This window comes from Sphingomonas sp. (genome assembly GCF_017745215.1).
Lineage (GTDB): Bacteria > Pseudomonadota > Alphaproteobacteria > Sphingomonadales > Sphingomonadaceae > Sphingomonas.
The window spans coordinates 56,365-72,663 of record NZ_JAGHZV010000001.1 but is presented as its reverse complement, the minus strand read 5'-3'; the positions used below and the strand labels follow the sequence as shown (position 1 = coordinate 72,663).

Here is a 16,299-nt window from a genome sequence, read left to right as displayed (position 1 = left end):
GAGCGCAATGGATGCACGCAAGCTCATACTCCTCGTAGGCGCGCTCGTCGTCGCCGCGATCACGGCCTTCATGGCGCGCAGCCTCATGGTCGGCGCGCCCGCGCCCACGGCCAACGCCGCGGTGCAGCCGCAGCAGGCCGCGCAGAACACCACCGAGGTGCTCGTCGCGACCAAGCCGCTGCCGATCGGCACGATCCTCGACCCCGAATCGATGAAGTTCGTCCCCTGGCCGAACGAGATGATCGAGGGCGCCTATTACAAGAAGGGCGAGACCGACCAGAAGACGCTGCAGGGCACCGTCGTCCGCTTCGCGATCCCCGCCGGCCAGCCGCTCACCCAGGGCGCGCTGGTCAAGCCCGGTGACCGCGGCTTCCTCGCCGCGGCGCTCAGCCCCGGCATGCGCGCGGTGACCTTCCCGGTCGACACCAAGAGTGCGGTCGCCGGCTTCGTCTTCCCGGGCGACCGCGTCGACCTCATCCTCACCCAGGACGTCCCCGGCGGCGGCGACGGCCCGCCGCTCCACGCCTCCGAGACCGTGCTGCGCAACGTCCGCGTGCTCGCCACCGACCAGCGCACCGACCAGCAGAAGGACGACAAGGGCAACACGATCGTGAACACCTATTCGATGGTCACGATCGAAGCGACGCCCAAGATCGCCGAACAGATCGCGGTGATGCAGGACGTCGGCAAGCTCTCGCTGTCGCTGCGCTCGATCGCCGACAACCAGGGCGAGCTCGAGGAAGCGATCGCCAACGGCGACGTCAACGTGCCCGACGACCCCAAGGCCGAGAAGGCGATGCTCGCCCAGGCGAGCGCGCGGCCGTCGGCGGGCAGCCAGACCTACGCCACGGGCGCGGACGTGTCGCGCTTCCAGCGCCGCACCGTGCCCGGCAAGCCCAAGGACACCGGCATGCCCGGCCAGCCGGGCAACCCCGCCTATCCGGGCGGCGCCGCACCCATGGGTCCGGTGGTGAAGGTTGCGCGCGGCAACGCCGAGACGGTCGTTCCGGTCGGGGGGAAGAACTGATGCGTACCCACTCGTTCATCGCTCGCGCCACCGGCGCGGCATCGATCGCCGCCCTGCTCCTCGCGCCCGTCATGGCGCAGGCCCAGCAGAGCAGCAGCCGCCAGCGCGCCGGCGTCGCCGAGCTGCCCGTGGGCAGCGAGCGCCCGACGCGCCAGGTGTTGCTCTCGACCGGCGAAGGCGAGCTCATCACGCTGCCGCAGCCGGTGACCAGCGTCTGGACGTCGAACCCCGACGCCGCCGACGTCTATGTCAGCAACCAGCGCCAGATCTATCTGTTCGGCAAGAACTTCGGCGAAGCGACCGTCTTCGCGACGACCGCGGGCGGCAAGGTCGTCTATTCGACCAAGGTGCTGGTCAGCCAGAACATCACCTCGGTCGACAAGATGCTCAAGGTCGCGATGCCCGACGCGGACATCAAGGTGACCACCGTCGGCCAGATCGCGGTGCTCACCGGCACGGTCGCGACGCCCGACGACGTGGCGCAGGCGCAGCGGCTGGTGACGGCGATCCTCAACCCGGGGATCGACGCTTCGTCGCCCACCGCGCAGCTCAAGATGGGCGTGATCAACCGCCTGCGCACCGCGACGCCGCTCCAGGTCAACCTCCAGGTGCGCTTCGCCGAGGTGAGCCGCAGCTTCGTCAAGAACATCGGCTCGAACCTGCTGACGCGCGACACCACGGGCGGCTTCCTGTTCAGCGTCGCGTCCGGCCGCAATCCGGGGACGATCACCACCGATTCGACCACCGGCGCGACCAACTACACCTTCACGTCGGGAAGCCAGCGCAGCACGATCGGCATGGCGGGCAAGCTGCTCGGCCTCAACGTGCTCCAGGCGCTCGATCTCGGCGAACGCACCGGCCAGGTGACGACGCTGTCGCAGCCCAACCTCACCGCGCTTTCGGGCGAGACAGCGACCTTCCTCGCGGGCGGCGAGATCCCGATCCCGATCAGCCAGGGCTATGGCGCGGTCTCGGTCGAGTACAAACAATATGGCGTCAGCCTCGCCTTCACGCCGACCGTGCTCTCGGACGGCCGCATCTCGATGCGCGTGCGCCCCGAAGTCTCGCAGCTCTCGGCGGCGGGCGCGGTCGAGCTCAACGGCACGACGATCCCGGCGCTGACCACGCGACGCGCGGAGACCTCGGTCGAGCTCGGCTCGGGCGAGAGCTTCATGATCGCGGGCCTGCTCTCGAACAGCCACGACAACAGCTTCGACAAGACCCCCGGCGTCGGCGACATGCCGGTGCTCGGCGCGCTGTTCCGCTCGAACGCCTTCCAGCGCAACGAAACCGAGCTGGTCATCGTGATCACGCCGTATCTGGTGAAGCCGGTCAACGCGAGCGAGATCGCGCTGCCCACCGACGGCTATCGCGCGCCCGACGACGCCCAGCGCCTGCTCGGTGGCGCGCTCACCGGCAGCAAGCCCGGCGGCGGCGTCGACCCGCGGCCCACGCCGCGGATGGCGAACCCCGATGCGCAGCCTGCGGTCGGTGCGTTCAACCCGGTTCCGCAGCAGCCCGGCCAGCCGGCGGTGCAGCAGGCGATCGTGCCGCAACCCCAGCCCGAGCAGCCCGCGCCACGCCAGGACGTGCCGCAGCCCGCCAAGGCGACGGTGCCGTCCAAGCCCCAGGAAAAGAAGAAGACCGTCGCGAGCGCCGCGCCGGGCTTCGGCCAGTGATGCGTGTGAGGAGTCCCATGATGCTGAAGCGCCTCGCCCTTCCCCTGCTCCTCGCCCCCGCCGCGCTGCTGAGCGGCTGCGGCACCTACAATGGCGGCGTCGAATCGGTCTATCAGCCGGTCGTCCAGCGCAGCGATTTCGCGCTCGATCTCAACACCGCGGGCTATTCGCTGGCCCCCGGCGAGAGCGAGCGGCTCGCCGGCTGGCTCAAGGCGCTGAACCTGCGCTACGGCGACACCGTCTCGATCGAGGACGGCGCGGACGGCACCACCGGGCGCGACCAGATCGCCGCCGAGGTCAACCGCTACGGCCTGATGCTCGCGAACCGCGCGCCGGTGACGGCAGGCAATGTCGCGCCCGGCACGGTGCGCGTCGTGCTGACGCGCTCGACCGCGAGCGTGCCGAACTGCCCCGATTATTCGCGCGTCTACCAGCCCGATTACCAGGCGAGCACGAGCTCGAACTTCGGCTGCGCGACCAACAAGAACCTTGCGGCGATGGTCGCTTCGCCGGCCGACCTGGTCCGCGGCGTGCCCGGCTCGCCGACCACCGATCCCGCCGCGGCGGGCAAGGCGATCGGCGTGTGGCGGAGCGCGGCGCCGACCGGCGGCGGCGGCACGGCGGTCAAGGCCGAGAGCACCGGCGGGGGAAGCAACTAAGATGAACGCGCCCTTCAATCCCGGCCGCACCGGCCATCGCGAGCCATTCGTCGCCTTCGTCTGCGACGAGACGACCGCCGAGGCGCTGCGCCCGATCGCGGTCGAGCTCGGCTGGAGCCCCGAGAAGGTCAACAAGGGCGGGCTGCGCAACGCGGTGCAGACGCTCTCGGTCTCGGCGAGCCCGAACATCCTGTTCGTCGACCTCTCCGAATCTGGCGATCCGCTCAACGACATCAATGCCCTCGCCGAGGTCTGCGAGCCGGGCACGGTGGTGATCGCCTCGGGCCAGGTCAACGACGTGCGCCTCTATCGCGACCTGCTCGCGAGCGGCATCCACGACTATCTGCTGAAGCCGCTCAACCCCGATGTGCTGCGCGAGTGCTTCGCCCAGGCCCAGGCTGCGCTCACTGCGCCCAAGGCCGCCGAGGCGGGCTCGGACCGGCCGCATTGCTCGGTCGCCGTCATCGGCACGCGCGGCGGCGCCGGCGCCTCGACGATCGCGACCTCGCTCGCGTGGCTGCTCAGCGACAAGCAGAAGCGCACCACCGCGCTGCTCGACCTCGACGTCCATTTCGGCACCGGCGCGCTCGCGCTCGACCTCGAGCCCGGCCGCGGCCTCACCGACGCGATCGAGAACCCCAGCCGCATCGACGGGCTGTTCATCGAGCGGGCGATGGTCAAGGCGTCGGACATGCTCGCGGTGCTCTCGGCCGAAGCGCCGATCAACTCGCCGGTGCTCACCGACGGCGCAGCCTTCTACCAGCTGCAGGAAGAGATCCGCACCGCGTTCGAATGCACCGTGGTCGACCTCCCGCGCAACATGCTGGTGCTCCACCCGCACCTGATCACCGACGTTCAGGTCGCAGTGGTGGTGACCGAGCTCACGCTCGCCGCCGCGCGCGACGCGATCCGCATCCTCAGCTGGTTCAAGTCGAACGCGCCGCAGACCAAGGTGCTGGTGCTCGCCAACCGCGTGCCCGCCCAGACGGCGATGCTCGAGATCAGCCGCAAGGACTTCGAGGGCTCGATCGAGCGCAAGATCGATTTCGTCCTGCCCTATGAGCAGAAGACCGCCGCGCAGGCCGCCAAGCTCGGCAAGCCGATGGCGGAGGCCGGCAAGAGCGTGAAGGCGCTGGGTCCGCTCGCCGATCTCGCCGCGAAGATCGTCGCGATCACCGATTCGGGTGACGACGCGCCGGCTTCGAAGGGCGTCCCCGGCAAGGGCGGCGACAAGGGCGCCAACGGCTCGCTGCTCGGCAAGCTCGGCGACCTCAAGCTGAAGATGAACAAGAAGAAGTAAGGATTTGGGCCCTATCCGTCACGGCAAGGGCATTGGCGAAGTGGAGTAAGTGAACGGCATGGACCTGTTGCCGTATCTGATGCTCGGCGGCGGCGCCTTCACGGTTCTGGCGTTGATGGTCTTCGCCTTCTCGGGCCCCAATGCGCAGCGCGCCGGCGCGCGCCGCCTCTCGGGGCTGCGCGAGCGCCACAACGGCAATCCCACCGGCGCGGCCGCGATGGAAGCGCAGATCCGCCGCGTCTCCGCCGCGCGCGCGACGCGGATGGACAGCGTCGCCGGCCGGCTGCTCCCCAATCCCGCGCTGCTGAAGAAGCGCCTCGCGATGACCGGCAAGCCCTGGACCGTGGGGCAATACGGCCTCGCCACGCTCGGGCTGTTCCTCGTTCCGGCCTTCGCGCTGTGGTTCCAGGGTGCGCCGATCTGGCTCGCGCTGTTCCTCGGCCTCGCGATCGGCGCGGGCATTCCGCACTGGGTGGTGGGCTTCTTCGTCAAGCGCCGCATCGCCAAGTTCACCGCCAAGTTTCCCGACGCGATCGAGCTGCTCGTCCGCGGCCTGCGTTCGGGCCTGCCGATCACCGAGACGATGACCGTCGTCGGCTCCGAAGTCGACGGCCCGGTCGGCGAGGAATTCCGCGCGGTCTCAGACAAGATGAAGATCGGCAAGACGCTCGACCAGGCGCTTCAGGAGACCTCGGACCGGCTCGGCACGCCCGAGTTCCAGTTCTTCGTGATCACCATCGCAATCCAGCGCGAGACCGGCGGCAACCTGGCGGAAACGCTCGCCAACCTCGCCGACGTGCTGCGCAAGCGCAGCCAGATGAAGCTCAAGATCAAGGCGATGTCGTCGGAATCCAAGGCCTCGGCGCTGATCGTCGGCGCGCTGCCCTTCATCGTGTTCGGCCTCGTCTGGTTCATCAACAACAACTACATGATGCACTTCTTCCAGGATGAGCGGCTGATGGTCGCCGGCGGCGGCGGGCTGGTGTGGATGGGCATCGGCGCCTTCATCATGGCCAAGATGGTCAACTTCGAGATCTGACGATGACCACGCCCCCCTCCTCCGGTCCGACCATCCTGGGCGTCGACGTGCTGTGGGTCGCCACGCTGCTCTCGGCCGTCGCGGCGTTCGCGGTGCTGATCGCGATCTACGCCGCCACCACGGTGCGCGACCCGATGGCGAAGCGCGTCAAGGCGCTCAACGACCGGCGCGAACAGCTCAAGGCCGGCATCACCGCCTCGACCTCGAAGCGCCGCGCCAAGCTGGTCCAGAAGAACGAATCGGCGGACCGGATGCGCAGCCTGCTCCAGTCGCTGAAGGTGCTCCAGGACAGCCAGCTCAAGGTCGCGCAGACCAAGCTGCTCCAGGCGGGCATCCGCCAGAAGGAATGGGCGGTCGCGGTGATCTTCGGGCGCCTCGTGCTGCCGATCGTGTTCGGCAGCCTGATGGTCTACCTCGTCTACGGCACCGAGATGTTCAAGGACTGGACGCCGATCAAGGCGTACGGCCTCGTCGCGGGCAGCTTCATCCTCGCCTACAAGGCGCCGGACATCTTCCTCAAGAACAAGATCCAGAAGCGCAGCCACGCGATCCGCAAGGGCCTGCCCGACGCGCTCGACCTGCTCGTGATCTGTGCCGAAGCGGGACTCACCGTGGACGCAGCGTTCAGCCGCGTCTCGCGCGAGCTGGGCAAGGCCTATCCGGAACTGGGCGAGGAATTCTCGCTCACCGCGATCGAGCTGGGCTTCCTCACCGAGCGCCGCCAGGCCTTCGAGAATCTCGCCAACCGCGTCGACCTCGACTCGATCCGCGGCGTGGTAACCACCATGATTCAGACCGAGAAATACGGCACGCCGCTCGCCTCGGCGCTGCGCGTGCTCTCGGCCGAGTTCCGCAACGAGCGCATGATGCGCGCCGAGGAAAAGGCCGCGCGCCTGCCCGCGATCATGACCGTGCCGCTGATCCTCTTCATCCTGCCGGTGCTGTTCATCGTCATCCTCGGCCCTGCGAGCTGCTCGATCAACGACGCCTTCATCAGCAAATGATTTCGCCCCCGATTCTTCCGGTGGCGCGTCGCCGCGGCTCAAGGTAAATTGCCCCGAAAGAGTTCTTCCGGGGGGATGACTTCATGCAGGACCTGCCGTTCCAGACGCTGACCCAATGGGTTGCGCTGGCGCTCACGCTGATCGGTGGCTGGTTTCTCGGGCTCGGCAGCGCTTCCGCGGGGAAGCGCTGGCGCGAGCAGTTCGAGGACGAGGAAGTCGCCCACGCCAGCTACCGCCACCAGGCCGAGCTCGACCTCAAGGAAGCGAATCGCCGCATCCGCGAGCTCGAGGCCGAGTGCGAGACGCTCAGGAAGCAGGCCGAATCGGCAGCCGCTGCGGCGCCCGTCGCGGCGGCTGCGGTCGCGGCGGCGCCGGCCGTTGCCGCCGATGTCGAGCCCGGCCAGGGCTGGCGCGGCTGGTTCGGCTGGGGGCGCGACAATCTCTCGCGGATCAAGGGGGTCGATCCGGCGCGCGAGAAGCGGCTCAACGAGCTCGGCATCAAGACCTATCGCGAGATCGAGAAGATGACCCCCGAGGACGAGGGCGCGCTCGAGCAGCGGCTCGACATGGCCAAGGGCGCGATCGCCGAGCAGCAATGGCGCGAACAGGCCGCGCTGCTGCGAGTCGGCAAGGAAGACGAGCATTCGAAGCGGTTCGGGTGAGGGCCAGGGGATATCCCTTTCCTCTCCTTCCAACCGTCATCCCGGCGAAGGCCGGGATCCAGAGACGCGAGCGACGTCTTCCGTAACCCTGGGTCCCGGCTTTCGCCGGGATGACGGTCAGGGGGCCACCAACCCCCGCTGATACGTCTCGCGCACCTCGGCCAGCGCCCGGCCATCGCCACCGATCACCAGCGCATTGTGCCGCAGCACCGCCTGCGGCACCGCCCCCTGCCCGTCCCACAGCCGCTCGACCGCGAGCGTCCTGCGGGTCGGCTTCAAAGGCTTGATCACCGTCCCGAACGGCGTGTCCCCGGTGAGCGCCGCGTTCATCGCCGGGGTCAGCCGCGACGGCACGTACCAATTCTCCGCCTCGGAGAGCGTCACCCCGCCGCAGGTCAGCCGCACGCGGCGATAGACCACGGGCTCGGCCGCCCCCACCCCCAGCCGCGCGCGCGTCGCCGCATCGGGCGCGACCGCAGCGCCACGATCGACCACCGCCACCACCGTCGGCGGATCGGCGAGCTTCAACGCCGCGCACCAGCGGCCCAGCACCGCGGTCGCGCTCGGATCGGCGCGCAGGTCGGCATCGAGCCGCGCAATGCGCTCGAACGCGCTCTCGGGAAGCGCCAGCGGAACCACGGCCAGAGGCAGCAGCGCGATCACTTCGTCCTGAGCGCCGCCTGCGCCGCCGCCAGCCGCGCGATCGGCACGCGATAGGGCGAGGCCGAGACGTAATCGAGCCCCGTCGCCTCGCAGAAGGCGATGCTCGCCGGATCGCCGCCATGCTCGCCGCAGATGCCCAGCTTGATCCCCGGCCGTGCCGCGCGCCCGCGCTCGGCCGCCAGCGTGATCAGCTGGCCCACGCCCTCGACGTCGAGGCTTACGAACGGATCGCGCGCGTAGATGCCCTTCTCGACATAGGTCGTCAGGAACCGCGCCGCATCGTCGCGGCTCACGCCCAGCGTGGTCTGGGTCAGGTCGTTGGTGCCGAAGCTGAAGAAGGCGCCCACCTCGGCGATCTCGCCCGCCATCAGCGCCGCGCGCGGCAGCTCGATCATCGTGCCGACGAGATAGTCGATCGTCCGATCCTTCTCGGCGAACACCTCGGCGGCGGCATTGTCGACCAGCGCCTTCATCAGCGCGAGCTCCTTGCGCGTCGCGACCAGCGGGATCATCACTTCGGGGATCGGCGCCTCGCCCGAATTCTCCGCGACGATGCACGCCGCCTCGAAGATCGCGCGCGCCTGCATCTCGTAGATCTCGGGATAGGTCACGCCCAACCGGCAGCCGCGATGGCCGAGCATGGGGTTGAACTCGTGCAGCTCGGCGGCGCGGCGCTTGAGCGTCTCGACATCGATCCCCGCGGCCTCGGCCACTTCCTCGAACTCGCTCTCCTCATGCGGCAGGAACTCGTGGAGCGGCGGATCGAGCAGGCGGATGGTGCAGGGCAACCCCGCCATCACCTCGAAGATCTCGACGAAATCCTTGCGCTGCTCGGGCAGCAGCTTCTCGAGCGCGGCACGCCGCCCGGCCTCGTCGCTCGCGAGGATCATCTGGCGCACCGCGGTGATCCGCGCGCTGTCGAAGAACATATGCTCGGTGCGGCACAGCCCGATGCCCTCGGCGCCGAACTCGCGCGCGGTGCGGCAGTCGAGCGGGGTCTCGGCGTTGGTGCGCACCTTGAGGCGGCGGACCTCGTCGGCCCAGACCATCAGCGTGCCGAAATCGCCCGCGAGCTCGGGCTGAACCGTCGGCACCGCGCCGAGCATCACTTCGCCGCTCGCACCGTCGATGGTGATGATATCGCCCTCGCGCACTTCGCGCTGGCCGACGCGGAACAGCTTCTCGCGCGCGTTGATCGCCAGCGTGCCCGCGCCCGAGACGCAGGGCCGGCCCATGCCGCGCGCCACCACCGCGGCGTGGCTGGTCATGCCGCCGCGCGCGGTGAGGATGCCCTGCGCCGCGTGCATGCCGTGGATGTCCTCGGGGCTGGTCTCGACGCGGACGAGGATCACCTTCTCGCTCGCCGCCGCCCAGCGCTCGGCGGTGTCGGCGTCGAACACCACCTTGCCCGAAGCCGCGCCCGGCGAGGCGGGCAAGCCTTTGGTCAGCACGTCGCGCACCGCCGAAGGATCCAGCGTCGGGTGGAGCAGCTGGTCGAGCGCCGACGGGTCGACGCGCAGGATCGCTTCCTCGCGCGTGATCAGCCCTTCGCTGGCCATGTCGACCGCGATCTTGAGCGCGGCCTTGGCGGTGCGCTTGCCCGAGCGGGTCTGGAGCATCCACAGCTTGGCGCGCTCGACCGTGAACTCGATGTCCTGCATGTCGCGATAATGAGTCTCGAGCGTGTCGAAGACCTGCGCCAGCTGGCCATAGACCTCGGGCATCGCCTCTTCCATCGACGCGGGCTTGGCCCCCGCCTTCTCGCGCGCGGCAAGCGTGAGATACTGCGGCGTGCGGATGCCCGCGACGACGTCCTCGCCCTGCGCGTTGATCAGGAACTCCCCGTAATAGGCGTTGTCGCCGGTCGAGGGATCACGCGTGAACGCCACGCCCGTCGCCGAGGTGTCGCCCATGTTGCCGAACACCATCGCCTGGACGTTGACCGCCGTCCCCCAGTCGCCCGGGATCGAATTGAGCCGGCGATAGACCTTGGCGCGCTCGGACTGCCACGATCCGAACACCGCGCCGATCGCGCCCCAGAGCTGGTCGTGGACGTCCTGCGGGAAAGGCTTCTCCCACAGCTCCTCGACGAGCTTCTTGTATTCGGCGACCAGCGCCTGCCAGTCGGCGGCGGTGAGGTCGGTGTCGAGATAATAGCCGCGGTCCTCCTTGGCGATCTCGAGCGCGTCCTCGAAGCGGTGGTGGTCGAGCCCGAGCACCACGTCCGAATACATCTGGATGAAGCGGCGGTAGCTGTCCCAGGCGAAACGCGCGTCGCCGCTCGTGGCGGCGAGCCCCTCGACGGTCGCATCGTTGAGCCCGAGGTTGAGGACGGTGTCCATCATCCCGGGCATCGACACGCGCGCGCCCGAGCGCACCGAGACAAGCAGCGGATCGGCCGCATCGCCGAAGGTCTTACCGGTGATCGCTTCGATATGCGCGATGCCCGCGGCGACTTCGGCCTTCAGGCTGTCGGGGAAGCTCTCGCCTTCGTCGTAATAGAGCGCGCAGACGGGGGTGGAGATGGTGAAGCCCGGCGGCACCGGCAACCCGATCGAGGCCATTTCGGCAAGGTTCGCCCCCTTGCCGCCCAGGAGGTTCTTGTCGCCCGCTCCGCCGTCCGAAACCCCGCCGCCGAACCGGTACACGTGCTGCGTCATGCGCTTTCCTTCTGGTGGAGATTGCCGCCCTGGGGAGGCGGAACGCCTACCGCAGTTGCGAAGAGAAAGGAAAGCCTGACCACGTTGTCAGTCGCTCGCCCGCTTGCCCGTCCCCTGCCCCATTCGGGGACCCTTCGCCCTGATCCTGAGCAGTTCGGGAGCGAATCGGCGATGGGACAGGGCTCCCTAACCCTCGATCCGCGAGAAATCCGCGACCTTGTGCACTGCGTCACGCATCCGCGCGAGCAGCGCCAGCCTGGCGGTGCGCTTGGCGGAATCGGAATCGTTGACGGTGACCTGGTCGAAGAAGGCATCGATCGGCCCGCGCAGCCCTGCGAGCGCGGCCATGGCGCCTTCGAAATCCTCGGCGTCGACGGCGGCTTCGGCTTTGGGCTCGGCATCGTTCAGCGCTTCGATCAGCGCCGATTCGGCGGGCTCGGCCTCGTAGATGTCCGCGCCGACGCCGACGTCGGTGCCGTCGAAGGATTCCTTTTTCAGGATGTTCGCGGCGCGCTTGTAGCCGGCGAGCAGGTTGGCGCCGTCCTCGGTGCCGACGAACGCCTGGAGCGCATGGACGCGCGCGAGCAGGCGGACAAGGTCGTCCTCGCCGCCGAGCGCGAAGACGGCGTCGATGAGGTCGTGGCGGACGCCCGCCTCGCGCTGCTGGACCTTGAGACGGTCGGCGAAGAAGTCGAGGAGTTTGCTGGCAAAGGCATTCTGGCCTCGAGCGAATCCAAAGCCGTGCAATTGCCAGTAAAGCTCTGCAGCTTCCCCGATAACAGTAACGCGGTTGGTTAGCAGTTCGATCTCAACAGTTTTGGTAGTCTCATCTGCGAGAAAGATCGGAGATTTTCGCGAACCGCCTGCTTCAGCCCGACGCTCATAAATGTCATCCATCGACATCGGCAGCAACGACATCAGATGATGCAGTCGCCCCTCAATGTGAGGAGTGCCGGCCGCTTGCATCGCACTGCTGAGGGAGAATCGGAGCCGATTGTCGAAAATCAGTCCGATAATGCCCAATGCCGCACGACGAAGCGCGAAGGGATCACGTGATCCGGTCGGCTCCATGCCGGCGCCGAAGAAGCTCACGATGGTATCCAGCTTGTCCGCCAGACTGACCGCCACCGTCACCGGCGCGGTGGGCACGTCATCCCCCTGCCCCACCGGCTTGTAATGATCGCGGATGGCTTCGGCGACCGCGGCATCCTCGCCTTGCGCGGCGGCGTAATAGCCGCCCATCAGCCCCTGCAGTTCGGGGAACTCGCCGACCATCCCGGTGACGAGGTCCGCCTTCGCCAGCCGCGCGGCGCGTTCGGCGAGGTCCGCCAGCGCAGCCTTGCCTAGCCCCTCCCCTTCAGGGGAGGGGTTGGGGTGGGGGCTGTCCGCGAGCACGCCGGTCTCGGTGAGACCCACAGGCCCCACCCCAACCCCTCCCCTGAAGGGGAGGGGCTTTATGATATCCTCCTCCACCAACCACCGCGCCAGCTTCGCCACGCGCTCGACCTTGTCGGCCACCGTCCCCAGCTTCTCGTGGAAGACGATCTTCTCGAGCTTCTTCGCCTGCTCCTCGAGCGGCACCTTCCGGTCCGTCTCGTAGAAGAAACGCGCATCGCTCAGCCGTGCCGCCAGCACCTTGCGGTTGCCCTCGATGATCTTGGCGCCGTCGTCGTCCGCGGCAATGTTCGCCACGCAGATGAAGGCGTTGGCGAGCTTCCCCTCGCGGTCCCGACAGACGAAATACTTCTGGTTCACGCGCGCGGTGAGCTGGATCACTTCGGGCGGCACGCTCAGGAAATCCGCGTCGAACCGCCCGAGCAACGGCACCGGCCATTCGGTGAGCCCGGCGTTCTCCGCCACCAGCCCCTCGTCCTCGACCAGCACCAGCCCGGCCTCGGCCGCCAGCGCCGCCGCACCCTCACGGATCAGCGCGCGGCGCTCGTCGTCGACCACGCGGACATGCGCGTCGAGCAGCGCATCGACATAGGTCTCGACCGACTCGATCGTCACCAGCCCGCGGTGAAGGAAGCGATGCCCCGCCGTCGTCCGCCCGCTCGTCACGCCGGCGATCTCGCACGGCACCACCTCGCTGCCGAACAGCGCGACGATCCCCTGCAGCGGCCGCACCCAGCGCAGGCTCTCGGTGGAGAGCGAAGCTTCGCCCCAGCGCATCGACTTGGGCCAGGGGAAGGCGCGGATCAGCGGCGGGATGATCTCGGCGAGCACGGCGGTCGTCGCACGCCCGGGCCGGTCGATCACCGCGAACCACACACCGTCGCGCTCGACGAGTTGCTCCCTGGCGAGCCCGGTCTTGCGCAGGAACCCTTCGAGCGCCTGCTCGGGCGCCGAGGTGCGCGGGCCCTTGACCTCCTCGGCGACGGCGGCGGTCGCCTCGGGCAGCCCGCGCGCGATCAGCGCGAGCCGCCGGGGCGTCGCATATTCCTGCGTCTCGATGCCGAAGATCCCGGCCTCGGCCAGCGCCTTGCCGAACAGCAGCTTGAGGGCCGCGCGCGCGGACGCCTGCATCCGCGCTGGGATTTCCTCGGAGCGGAGCTCGAGTAGGAAGTCGGTCATGCTTCCCACCCGTTCTTCGCCATCCACGCCGCGCAGCTGCCCTTCGCCAGGTCGCGCACCCGGCCGATATACGCCTGGCGCTCGGCGACCGAGATCACCCCGCGCGCGTTGAGCAGGTTGAAGATGTGGCTCGCTTCGATCGCCTGCTCATAGGCGGGGATCGGCAGGTCGTGGCTCAGGCAGTTCTCGCACTCCGCCGCGGCCTTCCTGAACAGGTCGAACAGCGTCTCGGTGTCCGCGATCTCGAAATTCCATTTCGACATCTCGCGTTCGTTCTCGAGGAAGACGTCGCCGTAGGTGAACGCGTGCCCATTGCCGGGATCGTTGAACGCGAGGTCGTACACCGAGTCCTTGTTCTGGATGTACATCGCCAGCCGCTCGAGCCCGTAGGTCAGCTCGCCCGCCACCGGCTTGCAGTCGAATCCGCCCATCTGCTGGAAATAGGTGAACTGGGTGACTTCCATCCCGTCGCACCAGACTTCCCAGCCCAGCCCCCAGGCGCCGAGCGTCGGCGATTCCCAATCGTCCTCGACGAAGCGGATGTCGTGCTTGGCGAAATCGATTCCGATCGCTTCGAGGCTGCCGAGGTACAGCTCCTGCAGGTCGGGTGGGCTCGGCTTCAGGATCACCTGATACTGGTAGTAGTGCTGGAGCCGGTTGGGGTTCTCGCCATAGCGGCCGTCGGTCGGGCGGCGGCAGGGCTGGACGAAGGCGGCGTTCCACGGATCGGGGCCGAGCGCGCGCAGGGTCGTCGCGGTGTGGAAGGTGCCCGCGCCCATCCGCATGTCATAGGGCTGGAGGATCAGGCAGCCGCGCTGGCTCCAATAATCGTGGAGCGTCAGGATCATGCGCTGGAAGCTGAGCGGGTGTGGCAAAAGGGCACCTGATGAGCGAAATCCGCGCCGCTTTGGCGCAGCCGCCCCAAAGGGTCAATGCCGGGCGTTGACACCCCGAAATGGTTAATGTCTCCTTGGCCCGATGCGGAGAATCGGGCAGCCGGGGGGAACCTGCTCTCGCACCACGAAGCTGGTGCTTGCGCTCGCGATTCTGGCGCAGACCGCGATGGGCGCCGCCCAGTCCGCCACGCCCGACGTCGCGCCCAAGCTCCCCTATGCCGCCTATCCCGCCGACGACCGGCTGACGCTGTCGGGCAAGCTCGTCCGTTCCGAGAGCGAGGACAAGCGCGAAGCCGCGCTCTGGGCCGAGATCGCCCGCGTCCGCGCCTCGCAGAACTACGAGCCGCACCCGGCGATCTGGAAGATCGGCGACGCGGACACGACGATCTACCTGTTCGGTACGGTCCACAGCCTGCCGCCCGGCTTTCGCTGGCGCAACCCGGTGCTCGAGGGCGTGGTGGTGCGCGCGAACCTGCTCCTTCTCGAATCGGTCGACGAGCAGGACCATGACGTGACCTTCCGCGAAGGCATCGCGCCCGACACGGTCGCGGCGATGCCGCCGCTGCTCGATCGCGTGTCGCACCGCTTCCGCGGCAAGCTCGCCGCGCTCCAGGCGCTGCTCCCGCCCGAGACGGTGGCGGAGATGGACAGGATGCCGACCTGGATCGCCGCGATGGGCGTGGGCTATATCCGCGACCTGCTGGTCGGCGACATGCCGAGCGATGGCGCCGACGACTGGCTGGAGAAGCATTTCCGCGCCACCGGCCGGCCGATCGAAGCGATCGAGCAGGCCAAGCAGGTCGTCACCAACATCAACGCCGTGCCCGAATCGGCGCAGCGGCTGATGCTCGAGGCGGCGGTCGCCGCGCCCGATCGCAGCCGCGCCGAGCTCGACGCGCCCGCGCATGCCTGGGCGCAGGGCGAAGTCGGCGACGATTCGCCGCTCAAGATCGTGCCGCAGGAGCTCGATCCCCAGGCCAAGCTCGCCGATCCCTTGCTCGCGCAGCGCAACGCCGCCTGGGTGGAGACGCTGCTCGGCAAGGAGATGGCGCGGCCGGGGACGATCCTGTTCGCGGCCGGGGCGGGGCATTTCGTCGGCCCCGGATCGGTGATCGACCTGCTGCGCAGGCGTGGCGTGCGCGTCGAACGCGTGCAATAGCGCCCACCATGGTCACGCGATGGCTGCTCCTCCTGCTGGCGATGCTGGCGCTCTCGAGCTGCGACAAGCCGCTGTTCGCGCCGGCGCCCAGGGACGCGCACCCTGCGCTCTGGGTGGTCAGGGACGCCGATACGACGATCTATCTGTTCGGCACGGTGCATGTGCTCGAGCCCGGCATCCGCTGGCTCAACGGCGACGTGCGCAAGGCGTTCGACGCCAGCGACCAGCTGGTGCTCGAGATCACGGGCGTGTCGGGCGCACAGATGAGCCGGATCGTCGCCACCCTGGCGCTCGACAAGGGCCCCAGGCTCTCGCAGCGCTTTCCGCCCGCCGAACTGGCGAAGATCCGCGCGGCGATCGAGCAGGGCGGGGGCAATCCGGAAATCACCGATCGCCTCGCCCCCTGGTACCTCGCGCTCAACCTCTCGGTCGAGGCGCTCGATCGGGCGAGACTCAAGCCCGCCGCGGGCGTGGAATCCGTGCTCACCGGGGATGCCGGCGCGCACGGCAAGCCCGTCGCAGGGCTCGAGACCGCCGAGCAGCAATTCGGCTATTTCGCCGGGCTCTCGCAACCGGCGCAGGACGCGCTGCTCGTCCGCACGGTCGACCGCATTCCGCAGCTGCCCGCCGATGCGCGCGCCGCCGCCGAGGCCTGGAGCCGCGGCGACGCCGACAAGCTCGGTGCGCTGGTCAACGCCGAGCTCAAGGATTCGCCCGAGCTCGCCGAGAAGCTGCTCCACGCGCGCAACCGGCGCTGGGCCGACTGGATCAAGGCGCGGATGGCGACGCCCGGCAGGATCTTCGTCGCGGTGGGCGCCGGCCATCTCGCCGGCGCGGGAAGCCTCCAGCAGGAACTCGCCGCACGCGGGTTCAAGGTCACGCGCATCCAATAATCCGAAGCCGCAAACCCCGCCGCGACCCCCGGCTTGACTCGCCGTGCGAATGAATATAACCAATTGGCTAATTAACTGATTGGC

General features: G+C 68.6%; 13 protein-coding genes. 9 read left to right on the top strand and 4 right to left on the bottom strand.

Annotated elements, in window-relative coordinates:
* The first annotated feature begins 7 nt into the window (after positions 1–7).
* The 7 genes from cpaB to J7495_RS00370 all read left to right on the top strand — a co-directional run bounded on the left by cpaB (position 8) and on the right by J7495_RS00370 (position 7,370).
* A complete protein-coding gene (cpaB, locus tag J7495_RS00400) occupies positions 8–1,027 on the top strand; it encodes a Flp pilus assembly protein CpaB (RefSeq protein ID WP_294054083.1) in 1,020 nt (339 codons plus the stop codon).
* Positions 1,027–2,706 (top strand): type II and III secretion system protein family protein, encoded by a 1,680-nt coding sequence (locus J7495_RS00395; RefSeq protein ID WP_294054082.1) that lies wholly within the window; start codon positions 1,027–1,029, stop codon positions 2,704–2,706. Before cpaB ends, J7495_RS00395 begins: the two co-directional genes overlap by 1 nt.
* A gap of 17 nt (positions 2,707–2,723) precedes the next feature.
* Positions 2,724–3,365, top strand: a complete 642-nt coding sequence (locus J7495_RS00390) for a CpaD family pilus assembly lipoprotein (RefSeq protein WP_294054081.1) — start codon at positions 2,724–2,726, stop codon at positions 3,363–3,365.
* A gap of 1 nt (position 3,366) precedes the next feature.
* Complete coding sequence (locus tag J7495_RS00385) at positions 3,367–4,665, top strand: pilus assembly protein CpaE (protein WP_294054080.1); 1,299 nt, start codon at positions 3,367–3,369, stop codon at positions 4,663–4,665.
* 58 nt (positions 4,666–4,723) lie between these two features.
* Positions 4,724–5,704: a type II secretion system F family protein gene (locus J7495_RS00380; protein WP_294054079.1), complete on the top strand. Its 981-nt coding sequence runs from the start codon at positions 4,724–4,726 to the stop codon at positions 5,702–5,704.
* Between the two features lie 2 nt (positions 5,705–5,706).
* Complete coding sequence (locus J7495_RS00375) at positions 5,707–6,708, top strand: type II secretion system F family protein (protein WP_294054078.1); 1,002 nt, start codon at positions 5,707–5,709, stop codon at positions 6,706–6,708.
* A gap of 83 nt (positions 6,709–6,791) precedes the next feature.
* Positions 6,792–7,370, top strand: a complete 579-nt coding sequence (locus J7495_RS00370; RefSeq protein ID WP_294054077.1) for a hypothetical protein — start codon at positions 6,792–6,794, stop codon at positions 7,368–7,370.
* 117 nt (positions 7,371–7,487) lie between these two features.
* On the opposite strand, the gene J7495_RS00365 is transcribed toward J7495_RS00370, so the two are convergent.
* The 4 genes from J7495_RS00365 to J7495_RS00350 form a co-directional block, all read right to left on the bottom strand.
* Positions 7,488–8,033 (bottom strand): hypothetical protein, encoded by a 546-nt coding sequence (locus J7495_RS00365; RefSeq protein WP_294054076.1) that lies wholly within the window; start codon positions 8,031–8,033, stop codon positions 7,488–7,490.
* A complete protein-coding gene (ppdK, locus tag J7495_RS00360) occupies positions 8,030–10,693 on the bottom strand; it encodes a pyruvate, phosphate dikinase (protein WP_294054075.1) in 2,664 nt (887 codons plus the stop codon). The genes J7495_RS00365 and ppdK overlap by 4 nt, the downstream gene beginning before the upstream one ends.
* Positions 10,694–10,879: 186 nt before the next feature.
* Positions 10,880–13,267, bottom strand: coding sequence for a glycine--tRNA ligase subunit beta (gene glyS, locus J7495_RS00355; RefSeq protein WP_294054074.1), 2,388 nt, complete (start codon positions 13,265–13,267; stop codon positions 10,880–10,882).
* On the bottom strand, positions 13,264–14,115 hold the full coding sequence (locus tag J7495_RS00350; protein ID WP_294054073.1) for a glycine--tRNA ligase subunit alpha: 852 nt from the start codon (positions 14,113–14,115) through the stop codon (positions 13,264–13,266). The genes glyS and J7495_RS00350 overlap by 4 nt, the downstream gene beginning before the upstream one ends.
* A gap of 130 nt (positions 14,116–14,245) precedes the next feature.
* On the opposite strand from J7495_RS00350, the gene J7495_RS00345 reads away from it, so the two are divergent.
* Positions 14,246–15,322, top strand: coding sequence for a TraB/GumN family protein (locus J7495_RS00345; RefSeq protein WP_294054072.1), 1,077 nt, complete (start codon positions 14,246–14,248; stop codon positions 15,320–15,322).
* An 8-nt stretch (positions 15,323–15,330) separates the two neighbouring features.
* Positions 15,331–16,215, top strand: a complete 885-nt coding sequence (locus tag J7495_RS00340) for a TraB/GumN family protein (RefSeq protein ID WP_294054071.1) — start codon at positions 15,331–15,333, stop codon at positions 16,213–16,215.
* Positions 16,216–16,299: the final 84 nt, after the last annotated feature.